Annotated in this window: 14 protein-coding genes; 2 read left to right on the top strand and 12 right to left on the bottom strand. The window is 42.2% G+C overall.

Annotated features, from left to right (window positions below; all coding sequences use genetic code 11):
- Nucleotides 1–74 precede the first annotated feature (74 nt).
- Together ACFO3D_RS00565 and ACFO3D_RS00570 are read right to left on the bottom strand one after the other, a co-directional pair.
- Nucleotides 75–833: an SDR family oxidoreductase gene (locus tag ACFO3D_RS00565; RefSeq protein WP_390292624.1), complete on the bottom strand. Its 759-nt coding sequence runs from the start codon at nt 831–833 to the stop codon at nt 75–77.
- 187 nt (nt 834–1,020) lie between these two features.
- A complete protein-coding gene (locus ACFO3D_RS00570) occupies nt 1,021–1,173 on the bottom strand; it encodes a hypothetical protein (protein WP_390292625.1) in 153 nt (50 codons plus the stop codon).
- 144 nt (nt 1,174–1,317) lie between these two features.
- Here ACFO3D_RS00570 and ACFO3D_RS00575 point away from each other — a divergent pair, with 144 nt between their 5' ends.
- Nucleotides 1,318–1,752: a universal stress protein gene (locus tag ACFO3D_RS00575; RefSeq protein ID WP_390292626.1), complete on the top strand. Its 435-nt coding sequence runs from the start codon at nt 1,318–1,320 to the stop codon at nt 1,750–1,752.
- Between the two features lie 36 nt (nt 1,753–1,788).
- On the opposite strand, the gene ACFO3D_RS00580 is transcribed toward ACFO3D_RS00575, so the two are convergent.
- From ACFO3D_RS00580 to ACFO3D_RS00605, 6 genes are all read right to left on the bottom strand, one after another.
- Nucleotides 1,789–2,298, bottom strand: coding sequence for a MogA/MoaB family molybdenum cofactor biosynthesis protein (locus ACFO3D_RS00580; RefSeq protein ID WP_390292627.1), 510 nt, complete (start codon nt 2,296–2,298; stop codon nt 1,789–1,791).
- 11 nt (nt 2,299–2,309) lie between these two features.
- Nucleotides 2,310–3,503: an acetate kinase gene (locus tag ACFO3D_RS00585; RefSeq protein ID WP_390292628.1), complete on the bottom strand. Its 1,194-nt coding sequence runs from the start codon at nt 3,501–3,503 to the stop codon at nt 2,310–2,312.
- Between the two features lie 23 nt (nt 3,504–3,526).
- A complete protein-coding gene (locus tag ACFO3D_RS00590; protein ID WP_390292629.1) occupies nt 3,527–4,513 on the bottom strand; it encodes a class I SAM-dependent methyltransferase in 987 nt (328 codons plus the stop codon).
- 192 nt (nt 4,514–4,705) lie between these two features.
- Nucleotides 4,706–5,206: a thiol peroxidase gene (gene tpx / locus ACFO3D_RS00595; RefSeq protein ID WP_390292630.1), complete on the bottom strand. Its 501-nt coding sequence runs from the start codon at nt 5,204–5,206 to the stop codon at nt 4,706–4,708.
- A 103-nt stretch (nt 5,207–5,309) separates the two neighbouring features.
- Nucleotides 5,310–5,858: a GerW family sporulation protein gene (gene ytfJ, locus ACFO3D_RS00600; RefSeq protein ID WP_390292631.1), complete on the bottom strand. Its 549-nt coding sequence runs from the start codon at nt 5,856–5,858 to the stop codon at nt 5,310–5,312.
- 17 nt (nt 5,859–5,875) lie between these two features.
- Nucleotides 5,876–6,445 (bottom strand): DUF2953 domain-containing protein, encoded by a 570-nt coding sequence (locus ACFO3D_RS00605; RefSeq protein ID WP_390292632.1) that lies wholly within the window; start codon nt 6,443–6,445, stop codon nt 5,876–5,878.
- Between the two features lie 133 nt (nt 6,446–6,578).
- Here ACFO3D_RS00605 and ACFO3D_RS00610 point away from each other — a divergent pair, with 133 nt between their 5' ends.
- Nucleotides 6,579–7,370 carry an NAD kinase gene (locus ACFO3D_RS00610; RefSeq protein ID WP_390292633.1) on the top strand — a complete coding sequence of 264 codons (792 nt, stop codon included), beginning with the start codon at nt 6,579–6,581 and terminating at the stop codon, nt 7,368–7,370.
- A 293-nt stretch (nt 7,371–7,663) separates the two neighbouring features.
- Here ACFO3D_RS00610 and ACFO3D_RS00615 read toward each other — a convergent pair whose 3' ends face one another.
- The 4 genes from ACFO3D_RS00615 to ACFO3D_RS00630 all read right to left on the bottom strand — a co-directional run bounded on the left by ACFO3D_RS00615 (nt 7,664) and on the right by ACFO3D_RS00630 (nt 12,592).
- On the bottom strand, nt 7,664–9,265 hold the full coding sequence (locus ACFO3D_RS00615; RefSeq protein ID WP_390292634.1) for an amidohydrolase: 1,602 nt from the start codon (nt 9,263–9,265) through the stop codon (nt 7,664–7,666).
- Between the two features lie 699 nt (nt 9,266–9,964).
- Entirely contained in the window at nt 9,965–10,168 is a 204-nt protein-coding gene (locus tag ACFO3D_RS00620) for a small, acid-soluble spore protein, alpha/beta type (protein WP_390292635.1), read from the bottom strand.
- Nucleotides 10,169–10,243: 75 nt separating this feature from the next.
- Nucleotides 10,244–11,446 (bottom strand): tRNA uracil 4-sulfurtransferase ThiI, encoded by a 1,203-nt coding sequence (thiI, locus tag ACFO3D_RS00625; RefSeq protein ID WP_390292636.1) that lies wholly within the window; start codon nt 11,444–11,446, stop codon nt 10,244–10,246.
- A gap of 6 nt (nt 11,447–11,452) precedes the next feature.
- On the bottom strand, nt 11,453–12,592 hold the full coding sequence (locus tag ACFO3D_RS00630; RefSeq protein ID WP_390292637.1) for a cysteine desulfurase family protein: 1,140 nt from the start codon (nt 12,590–12,592) through the stop codon (nt 11,453–11,455).
- Nucleotides 12,593–12,714: the final 122 nt, after the last annotated feature.

The following is a 12,714-nucleotide window of genomic DNA, read 5'->3' on the forward strand; positions in this document are numbered from 1 at the left end:
ATTATGGTATGAAAGCACTTTCATTGTAACAAATCCAAAATAAAAAAGCACTACAAGTTTCTCACTTAACAGATTTATCTGTGCCGGTTGATAACATCAAGTCCGCCCGTTATTTCAAAAACAGACCCGGTAATCATGTCAGAGTCTTCGTCGCATAGATACAGAATCGTTCGTGCAATATCCTCCCCAGTACCCGGTCTTCCAACCGGCGTGGTGTCATCATGAACCTTTCTGCTTTTCTCAATAGTACTTTCCTTCATATCACCAACTATATTACCGGGACAGACCATATTCGATGTAATCTGGTTTTCCGCTTCTTCAAAAGCGACCGATTTTGTCAGCGACACAAGGCCGCTCTTGGCTGCCGCAAAAGCAGCACGGTACACCCATCCGGATGAACTGTTTGCTCCTTGAAATCCATAGTTGACAATCCTGCCAAACCGTTGTTCTCGCATATGCGGAACCGTAAGTTTAAGCAGATAAAAAACAGCATCCAAGTTGCCTTGAATCATTTCATGCCATTCATCATTGGAGTAATCAAGCAATTTTTTCCGCTCAAAAATAAACGGGCCAGCATTATTGATGAGATAGTCAATACCACCAAATATTGACCGCGCCTCTTCAACGAGTTTCTCAATATCGGCTTGTTTTGTGACATCCGCCTGTACAATATGTAAAGAATCATGATAGTCCGACAACTGTTCTTTTACTTTCAGGGCTTTTTTATCATTCATAAAATATGTGGTTGTTACGGAATGGCCAGCTTTCAAAAATTCCTCGATCACTTTCCTGCCAAGCCCGGATGTTCCGGCAGTTACCAACGCATGTCCCATAATTTGCCCTCCTTTTCTGGATACTAAAACATTTAAAATACATAGGTACCCCAAATTTATTTGTCCATGAGGAGTAGGGATTTCTTATCCACTAGGAACTGTTTATCATGATTGGAATTATACCATAATATACTATTAGAGACGAAAGTAATCCACCCCGGCTATCCGGGATGGATTTGAGCATTTGTTAATTTTTCTGGTTATTATATTTGTGAATGCCCCTGTTATTGGAGAGGTTTTCCTTGTCCTCAATTACACCACTCTGATAACTTTCAATCAGCTGGTTCTGCACTGCTGAAATACCTTTTTTATCCTCAAATAACTGCTGCTGTTTTTTCAAGGGAAATCACCTCCATCATTAGTTTGTCACATAGCTGACACTTTAATTGTTTTTAGGTGGAGTTTCTGTTTCCAACTTTGGAGCAAAACCCTTATAGTGTAAATAAGAGGTAATTTTTAAAATTAAAGGGAGAGGTGAAACCAGATGGACTTTGAATATAAAAATATCGTGGTTGCCGTGGACGGGTCAGAAGCATCAGAAAAAGCATTTAAAAAATCCCTTGATATCGTAAAGCGAAATAATGCCCGTCTGATTCTTGCCCATGTTGTCGATTCCCGAACCTTCGCCACAGCTGAAGCGTATGACCGGACACTCGCCGAACGTGCAGAAGATTACGCAAAAGAGCTGTTGGACCAATATGAAGAAAGTGCCAGTAAAGCCGGAATTACAAATCTAACCCGGTGTGTGGAATATGGATCCCCAAAAGTGAAAATTGCTAAAGATATTGCCGTTCGATATGGTGCAGATTTGATTATTTGCGGTGCGACAGGCATGAGCACAGTCGAACGCTTTCTGATAGGCAGCGTCTCTGAAAGCATAACCCGGTATGCCAGTTGTGATGTGCTTGTTGTACGATAAAAATAACGCCTGAGTTCATCTAGGCGTTATTTTTATCTAGCTGTCTTTATTTACTTCATGAACGAGGTGAGACAGTTCGGGAAGAATAAGGCGTTTCATAGCCAAGCTCACCGCTCCTGACGATCCTGGTGTTGCAAAAATTACGGTATCGTTATACACACCGGCGACTGCCCTTGATAAAATTGCTGCAGAACCTATATCCTCCTGATAACTCAGCATCCTGAACAACTCACCAAAACCCGGAATTTCTTTTTCAAAAAGTGACTCGATTGTTTCAATAGTGACATCTCTGGAAGCAATTCCAGTTCCACCGTTAATCAAAATAATATCCACTTCAGCCGAAAAGCTTGCTGTTTCAATCTGCTCCCTAATTTCCGTTTTTTCATCACAAACAATCAGTTTGCCTGTAATCTGGTGGCCCGCCTCTTCCAGCATGGAAACCATAAGCTTTCCGCTTTTATCGGTCTCCGCTGTTCTCGTGTCACTGACCGTGATCACCATACAATTAACAGATTTCCTCTCCTGTTTATGCTCATGAACTGACATAAAGCTCCCCCTTACGCTTGCTCAGATAACCTGACCGTGTCCCGTGCAATCATGACCTCTTCATTTGTAGGAATGACGAGTACTTTTACAGGTGAGTGCGGATAGTTAATAAATGCTTCTTTACCACGTACTTTGTTTAAGGAAGGATCCCAGTAAACCCCCATAAATTCCAGCCCGTGAAGTACTTTTTCCCGTACTACATCACTGTTTTCTCCAACACCAGCGGTAAAAATAATAGCATCCACACCGGACATACGGGCAGCATAAGATCCTAGGTATTTGTGAATCCGACCTGCAAACACTTCAAGTGCAAGCTCAGCACGTTCATCTTCGCCAGCGCGTTGTTCAATATCACGCAAATCACTGGAGAAGCCGGACAGCGCAAGCATCCCACTTTTCTTATTTAAAATATTGATGACATCGAAAGCTGATTTTCCGGTTTTCTCCATAATATATGGAATTAGTGCAGGGTCAATGTTCCCTGAACGGGTTCCCATAGTAACCCCCGCAAGCGGTGTGAAGCCCATCGATGTATCAATCGATTTCCCTTTCTCAATCGCTGCAATACTTGCCCCGTTACCCAAGTGACAGGAAATCAGACGCAACTGATCAAGCGGTCTGCCTATCATTTCGGCAGCACGCTGGGATACGTATTTATGCGAAGTGCCATGAAATCCATATTTTCGAATACCATATTCTTCATAATACTCATATGGTAGGCTGTACAAAAATGATTTTTCAGGCATTGCCTGATGGAAAGCAGTATCAAATACTGCAACCATCGGTACATCTGGAAGGATTTCCTGGAATGCCCGGATTCCCGTCAGGTTAGCCGGGTTATGCAATGGAGCAAGCTCGGAAACCTCTTCAATACTTTCGATAACCTTCTCGGTAATCAGAACTGAATCGCTGAATTTCTCGCCGCCATGAACTACACGATGACCGACTGCCTCTATCTCATCCATCGATTTGATTACACCAGATTTCATCAATTTATCCAGCAGATGGTTAACTGCATCTTCGTGGTCTGGAATATCCATAACCATTTTATCTTTGTTTCCATTTGTCTCCAATGTAAAAACGGAGTCAGGCAGGCCAATTCGTTCGACAAGCCCTTTTGCCATTACTTCCTCTTCGGGCATACGTATCAGCTGGAATTTCAGCGAGGAACTTCCTGCGTTTATTGCCAGAATGTTGTTATGCATGTTGTTCAACTCCCTGTACTAAGCTACTCTTTCATATACGTGGAAAACCACGAATTCATTTGTGCCAGAATATCATTCATGGCTTGGGTATTTTTAAAGGATGGCAGTTTCACCAGCAACGGCTGTTTTGGTGTCGCCGTATTCTCGCCCTTCTTCTGCAGGATAAGAATGCTTTTTATACTTTTCTCAGATTTAAAAGCAGTTTCCGGAAGACGGAGAACTCCGACAATATGCGCAAACTCTTGTAGGTAAGCATGAAGTTTATCAGACTGATCACTGTCAAAAAGGAAATCAGGAATAACGAAAATCAGATATCCTCCATCCTTTGTATAATTCATACTTTGTTCAATGAACAGATGGTGGGCATACGAATGTCCTTCATCCGCTTTAAGTTCGAAGTCGTTTGCACGAATGTCATCGGGATAATAACCAACAGGTAGATCGGATACAATCAAGTCAACAGGGTCAAGCAGAAACGGGCGCAGACTGTCCTGGTGAAAAAATTCAATTTGTTTTTGTTGGAGATTTGCATTCAATACAGCCAGCTGAATCAGCGTTGGGTCGACTTCACTTGCAAAGGCCGACTCTGTCTGCTTCAATTGTCCAAGCACAGTTGTCAGTAAATTACCCGTACCACCCGCTGGGTCAAACACGCGGATGTCTTCCCTGTTTTTCATTACCTTCTCGGCAAGATACCCGACAAACAATGCAACGGTATCCGGTGTCATTAGGTGCTGCTGCTGGGTTGGCCCCTTCATCCCTTTAAGAATTGCCAACTGTACTGCTTTACGAATCTCTTCGGTGTGATAGGAAGACACATCGGTTTCTTTTAATATGTTCTCCAGCTTCTGCTTTAAATTCTCATCTGTATCCTCTGAAAGTTCCTGGTAAAAAAAGACTTCCATTGCGACCGTCAGACTGTCAAGGTATGTCTCGTTCATATTCTCCTGTATCAACTCAACTGCCTTGTCCAATTGGCCGAACAATGTTTCTACGTTGGTCTGTTTCATTATTATTCCCCCGATCATTATCTAACAGTTTATATCAGCTGCAAATCACATTGCAGATAAGTGCTAATTCTTGCCTTACACTGTTCAAAGTGTACCAGATGGTCAGTACAAATGCATATAATTTATGGCCGAATGCTGTCACTATAAAAATCTTCCCTGCAGTATTTTAACAGGGAAGATCTGAAGATAACACTATTTAGCTTTTTTCGCTTCCTGGAGAGCTCGGTCGTAATCCGGATGATTGGTATTCTCAGAAACATATTCGGTATACGTTATCTTGTTCTGTGAATCCACTACAAAAATTGACCGGGAAAGTAATCGCATTTCTTTTATTAGAACACCATATTTTTCTCCAAAATCTGCATCACGGTGGTCAGATAACATTTCGAGTTCCTGTACTTTATTTACCTCCCGCCAGCGTTTCTGCGCAAAAGGCAAGTCCATACTTATAGTTAACACCTGTACATTACCAATATTCTCAGCTTCCTTATTAAACCGCTGTGTCTGTTCAGAACATACTCCTGTATCAATGGACGGCACGACACTGATCAATTTGACTTTTCCCTCATAGTCACTCAGTTTCGCTTCTTGCAAATCATTTGTTAATACCGTAAAGTCAGGAGCCTGGTCCCCGGCTGACAATTCGTTCCCCAAAAGTGTAACAGGATTCTCCTTGAATGTAACATTAGCCATTCAAATCATTCCTCCTATAAGATATAGATTGTCTACATTCTTCATTATGAATTTATTGCCAATCGATGTCCAATATTATAAACCGGAGGAACGGGGCTGAACACTAGATATCATACATGGAACTACCGGAATCTTCCTCCTTTGACTTTTGGTTATCTTTTCCAGAGTTATTCTTTCCGGAGCTTTCCTCGCCGGAGTTTTCATTTCCTGATTTCTCTTTGTTGGATTGTTTGTCCGAATGCTGGCTTCTTTTCATATTCATACCGGACTCTTTTAGAATTTGCTGGATTTTTTCCACGGCTTTAGGAGCGAAATCAAGCATTTTTTCGTAAATATGTGTATTTTCATCGAGGTGTACCATCTTAATACCTTTTGGACTGACAATGAGGAAGGCTACTGGTGTAATAGATACACCTCCACCACTACCTCCACCAAATGGCAGCGTGTCACTACCTCCTGAATCGCCTTTACTGTTGCCGGGGCTGAATTCACTACCTCCTGCCGCAAAACCGAATCCCACTTTCGAAACGGGTACAATAACACTTCCATCCGGTGACTCCACCGGGTCCCCAATTATGGTATTAACCTCAATCATATCTTTAAGATTCTCCATTGCAGTTGTCATTAATCCCTGAATAGGATGCTCATCCATAGTAATCCTCCTAACTGTTAAATAAATGCCTGCTTCTTAGTTGATAATTTCCTCATTGCCATCAGAAATGCGTATATAGCTTTCCCAATCCTTACCGTTACAATGCAGTCAAGTTCAGACTGAATAAACCGCTGATTAAAAAGGGGAATCACTTCAAGAAGGGGATTACATTTGAGCGTGCATTTTACTGAAAGCAATCCAGTGATTGTGCCTTTAGCAGCCCAAATTCCTCCCGCTGTCATTCCAGCGCTACTTGCATCGCCAGTCCCCACCCTGGTGGTCCAGGCCAATTTCCTGAATGTCAGGGGTTTTAACAAAATGGATGCAATATTACCGTAAGTTCGGACCTTTTGACCAAAGTTTTCACTCATCTTATGAAACTGATCCAATACTTCCCTGAATGTCTTATCTTTTTGCTGGCCTCCCGACAAATCTACCTGTCGCCTAATCAGTCGTACTCCATAAATATACACCGCAATGGAAAGCACTTGCTTCTTCTGGCCAATGAACATTTCTCCGGATACTTTCACTTTTGAAAATAGAAGAAGAACCCCAATTATAAAAATGCCGCTTATCAGCTCAACCATAACCGTCACCCCGTATCTCTATTTTGCTGCATATTTGCAGTTTTACTCATTTCTGGTTAACAGAAAGGAAAAAAAGGGTAAAAAATGTTACGATGAGCGAAAGTAGACTTTGTACAGGAGGTAATAAATCACTATGCCAGACCGCAAAAACATTTGCTTTTTCAATCAAAAACAGGAACATAAGCTAGAACCTTTATATAATCTTGCAGAAAATAATGGATTTACAATTGTAGAAAATCCCGATAATGCCAATGTAATAATAAGTATTGGTGGGGATGGAGCATTTCTTCAGGCTGTACGAAAAACAGGTTTTCGACAGGATTGTTTGTATACCGGGATAACCCAGGCGAATGAGTCTGGTCTGTACTGTGATTTCAATATGGATAATTTTGATGAAATGCTGCATTCGATGGAACATGAAGAATTGGAAGTGCGTCGCTTCCCTATCACTGAAGTTCAGGTGAATGATGAGCCATCCTTCTATTGTCTGAATGAGGTAAGTATCCGTTCAACCCTCATTAAAACAATTGTTATTGATGTCTACATAGATGACCTGCATTTTGAAACGTTTCGGGGAGATGGTCTGATAATTGCTACGCCTACAGGAAGTACCGGCTATAACAAATCCACCAGTGGGGCAGTCATAGATCCGAAAATCCCTTGTTTTCAGGTGTCGGAACTAGCGTCACTGAACAATAATCGATACCGCACCCTCGGGTCCTCGTTTATTTTAAATAAGGATCGGAAATTAACGCTTCAAGTTGTACAGGACGGCAACGATTACCCAATTATCGGACTCGATAACGAAGCGTATTCAATCAGGAATGTCCAGAATATGACTGTTACGCTGAGTGATAAAGTGGTTAAAACAGTCAAATTAAAAAACAATTCATACTGGGACCGTGTAAAACGCACATTCTTATAACTAAGAACAAAAGCGCAAGCGCCCTGCTTATCACCGTATGCCCTGGACGGAATCGTATGAGATAAAGGAAACACAATGAGCAAAGCGAATTGATGTTGACTTATCGTAAGAAGAGACCGGAAGGGCACTAGGTGATGGGCGCTGGAGCTGGACGTGACTCTTGCTGACAAAGATTTTTATAGAGCCAAAATTTTATACTTTCTTACCTCTCAAAAAAACCTTATCGTTTCTAAGACGATAAGGTTTAATTTATATGTGTGGAAAAATCCTCTCTACTGCCAGATTAATAAAGCTTACATTTCAGAAGATGCATCATAGACTATTTCACCGTCGATTACGGTCATTGCAACCCCGATTTCATGTATTTTCTCGGGCCCAGTCTGAAACAAGTCTTCTTCCAGAATTGTAAAGTCGGCATCGTAGCCATCCATAATCAGCCCTCGTTCAGACTCTCTTGCAATCGCACTGGCACTCCCAGTTGTATAAAGTTTTACTGCCTCGAATAACGAAAGCCTTTCCTTCTCAGTATATACCTTTTCATCATAGGAAGATTTTCTAAGTACTGCAGCCTGAATACCCGCAAGCGGATCAGCGTCCTCAATTGGCGCATCTGAGCTCCCTGCACATAGAACATTACTATCTAGCATGGTTTTCCAGGCATACGCAAAGTTAATCCGGTCCTCACCGAGCCGCTCAATAGCCCATGGGAAATCAGAAGAAACAAACGTTGGCTGAATATCCACCACAACAGGTAAATCACTGAGCAATTGAAGCGCCTCCTGGTTCAGGATTTGTCCATGGATAATCCGGTCGCGCGCCCCGTTTTTAAGCGGATACTTTTTAAGCAGCTTTCCTACTTCATATACTGCCCTGTCACCTATTGCATGGACAGCAACCGGCAAGTCATTTCTTCTGGCATCTCTGATCAGTTTTTCAAGATCTTCAAATGTATGAATAGCAAATCCATAGTTTCCCGGGTCATCCCGATATTCTTCTGTCAGCCATGCCGTCCTTCCGCCAAGCGCACCGTCTGAAAAAATTTTCACGGCCCCGAGTTCTACATAATTTGTTCCATCACGGTAGCTAAGTCCTTCATTTATCATATCATCCATTACCTCATGGTGAACAAGAAGATGTGCTTTAAACTTTTGATTTTCTCCATTTATCGCATTTATGAATGCCTGATATGTTTTTAAAAATCCTCCGTAATAGTTAAGGTCTTCCGTATGGCCACCAACCAGTCCTTTTCTAAGCAAATCATCAACAGCTATCTTAATTACCTGCTCCAAATAATTTTGCGAAACATCGGGCATTGCCTGCTTAATCAGCTCCTGTGCCGTATCCAGGAAAAAACCAGTTGCCTTCCCTTTGTCGTCTCTTACAATAACTCCACCCTGCGGATCAGGTGTTTGATTGTCAATACCGGCCATCTCCATTGCCCTTGAATTAGCCAGAACAGCATGCCGGCATACACGTGTAAGAATCATCGGGTTATCCGGACTCACTTCATCCAACTCAGCCCTGGGGATAATTTTAGGATTAACCCACTGATTTTCATTCCAGCCTTCACCAATAAGCCATTCATCCGTTGACAAATTAGCTGTTCGGTTCTTCAATGCTTCTTTTACTTCTTCGGGCGATTTCATTTGGGAAAGATCGAGACGCAACAGTTTCTCTCCATGCCCGATAAGGTGCATATGGCTGTCCACCAGACCAGGAAGCATTGTTTTCCCCTTAAGGTTCATTTCACTTTCGATTTTGTCGTAAAAATCATGATACAACCGCTCATATGTCCCAACAGCTTTAATTTTACCGTCTTCTGTATAAACAGCTTCAACGGCCTCTCTTTCGTTATCCATCGTGTAAATAGGCCCACCGAACCAAAGTTTACCCATGATGTGATTCCTCCCTGATACGTTATCTCTACTAAGCACTTTACTGATTTAAAGTAAAAAAATCAAGAGGATTAAATCAAGCTGTTTTTAAAAGAATACTGTGTTTTACTTAAAAATTATTAACTGCGACGTAACTAATATATTGATTTCCGCTACGGGCAGTCGCTTTTACCACTCCGGGTAAAAAGCGCAATGTATTTCCGAAGCGAAGCTATGCTGTTACACCCCAATTTATATCAACTGTGAGGATTATAAGCATTAAAGAGAATAAAGAAAAGCGCAAACGCCCGTTTAGCAACGTACAAACTGGAGCACTCTACAATGAGATAAAAGAAACATGCCCCTTCATAGGGGTATGCCGACGTTGGCCGCAAAGGCCGTTTTTAGTCGGCCTTCCTTCACTTAGAATTGATGTTGACTTTCACCACAAGGGTATAAGTGCGACTATGCCTCTGGTTCCACCAATCGGCAAGTCTACTTTATCGTAAGAAGAGTCCGGAAGGGCACTAGGTGATGGGCGCTGGCCGGGGAGAACGCCACGTCCTGTGGCTTCCCCGGCACTAGCACGTCCTGTGCGTCATAGCTGGACGTGGCTCTTGCTGGCAAAGAGCTTTATAAAGCCAAAATTATATACTTTCTTACCTTGCAAAAAAGGACTACCCCGCAGGATAGCCCTTCATCCATTATATTTAATTGTTGTTACTGAATGTTTCCGTTCATTTGCTGTTGAGCTGTTCTTACTAGACGTTTGGTGATTTCTCCACCTACTGAACCGTTTGCACGGGATACGGTATCAGCACCAAGTTGCACGCCAAATTCTTGTGCAATTTCAGTTTTCATTTGGTCTAGAGCTTGTTGTACTCCAGGAACTACCAATTGATTTGAACTGTTGTTACTAGGCATGTTAATTCACCTCCTTGGTACCCTTATAATGTGCAGGATGGAAGTGTTCTAAACTGGTAGTTCATGTCAACAATGCTAAAAAAGTCCTTCAAATTCTTTGTCCTTATCCAACTCCCCAGTTATGGTAACTGTCTCAATGCCATTGATGGTCTCCTCCAGAATTCCATTGAAGTCCTCCTGTGATTCGAAATAGTTCACCTTTTCTCTTGCGGGTCTTGTCTTAGGCGATTTTGGGACAAAAATAGTACAGCAATCTTCATACGGACGAATCGAGATTTCGTACGTATCAATTTTTCGGGAAACTTTAACGATATCATCCTTATCCATCGCTACGAGTGGACGGATAATGGGATAATTCGTTACTTCATTGATGGTATTCATACTCTCCATCGTCTGACTGGCTACCTGGCCGAGACTCTCACCAGTGGTCATCGATAATATGGATTCTTGTTTGCAAACCGCTTCACTTATACGCAACATCATCCGCCGCATTATTGTCATTGCGTAGCTTTCAGGCATTTCCCGGTATATGTGCTGTTGCATTTTCGTAAATGGAACAATGTGCACTTTTACAGAGTCTCCGTAATGCGTCAATTTTTCAGCTAGATCCAGAACCTTCTGTTTCGCACGCTCACTAGTGAATGGAGGCGAATGAAAATGGATGGCTTCCAACTGTACGCCGCGTTTCATTGCTAAATAACCTGCAACAGGACTGTCGATTCCCCCGGATAGGAGAAGAAGCGATTTACCTGCTGTACCAACCGGCATTCCTCCAGCACCTGGAATGTTGCTTGATGTAATATACGTTGCCTCGGTTCTAATTTCCACTTTTATCTCAAGATCGGGATTGTGTACGTCAACTGTATAACCCTCAGAGTTTGACAGCAGGTAACCACCTAGCACTTGGTTCATATCCTGGGAACGGATTGGAAAGTTTTTATCAATCCGCTTTACCGATACCTTAAAAGTTTGGACATTTTCGCTGTTCGTCAGCGCCCACAACGCCGCTTCCTTTATTTCTTCTTCTTCGTTGTTCACCTTTACAGCAAGACTCAGACTTTGTATTCCAAAGACCTGCCTGCATTGTTCAATTAACGGTTCGGGAGAATGGCCATTCAATAAAACAAACATTCTTCCCTGGGTGCGTTTTACCGTGGCGTCAGGAAATTCACGCAGTTTTTTCCGCAGGTTGCTTTGAAGCTTATTGATGAATTTTTTTCTGTTCTTCCCCTTAAGTGCCATCTCTCCATAACGGATTAAAATATGATCATATTGCATAATTATCTACTCCATAACTTCTTTTAATTGTTCGACTGACTGCTCAAATACCTCTAAAAAGGTTTCGATTTCTTTCTCGTTTGTGTCGTACGACATACTGATACGAAGCGCCGAAGTTGTCCGTTCATTAGTATGCCCGCAGGCTGAAAGAATCTTGCTTTCGTCTGTCTGTTTAGAAGAACATGCAGACTTAGTCGAAATAAATATTTCCTTTTCGCCTAGCTTATGAATCATAACTTCGGGTTTTAGCCCTGGAACTGAAATGTTCATTATATGCGGAGCAGCTTTTGGTGGAGTGTTAAGTTCCACTCCATCCATTTTGGTTAGTCGGTCCCGTAAATATGCCTGGAGATTGTACAAGCTGCTCACCTGTTTTTCTTCCTTGTCCCTTATCAGACGAAGCGCCTTAACCATTGCTACAGCTCCCGCAAGGTTTTCGGTCCCTGAACGAATTGCCCGTTCCTGGTTCCCACCATGGAAAAGCGGGAAAATTTTTGTTCCTCTGCTTACATAAAGGATTCCAGTCCCCTTAAGACCATGCAACTTATGACCGGAAATGGTACATAAATCAATCCCGCTGTCCTCCAGAGTTAATGGTACTTTTCCTATTCCCTGTACGTTATCAACATGAAAAAATAACTTTGGATGTTGTTTAGCGATTTCGCCAACTTCCTTTACAGGTTGAATCGAGCCTATTTCATTATTTACATGCATCATACTGATCAGTATGGTGTCATCATTAATCGCTTTTTTTAAGTCATCGACCGAAATTTCACCGTCTCTGTTAACCGGAAGATAAGTCACTCTGAACCCCAAGCGCTCCAGACTTTGGCAAGCTTCAAACACAGACGGATGCTCTATATCGGTTGTGATGATATGTTTCCCCCGACCCCTATGCTCCAGCGCAATTCCCTTAATAGCCAGATTATTGCCCTCTGTTCCTCCAGCGGTGAAAATAACTTCATCTGAATTAACACCCAGAAGATTAGCTGCTTGTTCTTTTGACCTGATAAGAAGCCTTTCTGCCTCACCACCCAGCTGGTGGATGCTGGATGGATTTCCAAAAAAGCGTTGCGATACCTGAGTAAAACTGTCAAGTACAGCAGGATCCGGTTTAGTAGTTGCACTATTATCCAAATAAATCATTAATATGACTCCTTGTATATTATTCCCGGCAATAGAAAAACTTGGCTTTCGCCAAGTTTTCTGGTGAAAGCTTAAGTTTTCACTTATACTTTCAAGCCTGAGATAAACTTATACTTTATTCC

The organism is Virgibacillus kekensis (genome assembly GCF_042654125.1).
GTDB lineage: Bacteria > Bacillota > Bacilli > Bacillales > Amphibacillaceae > Lentibacillus > Lentibacillus kekensis.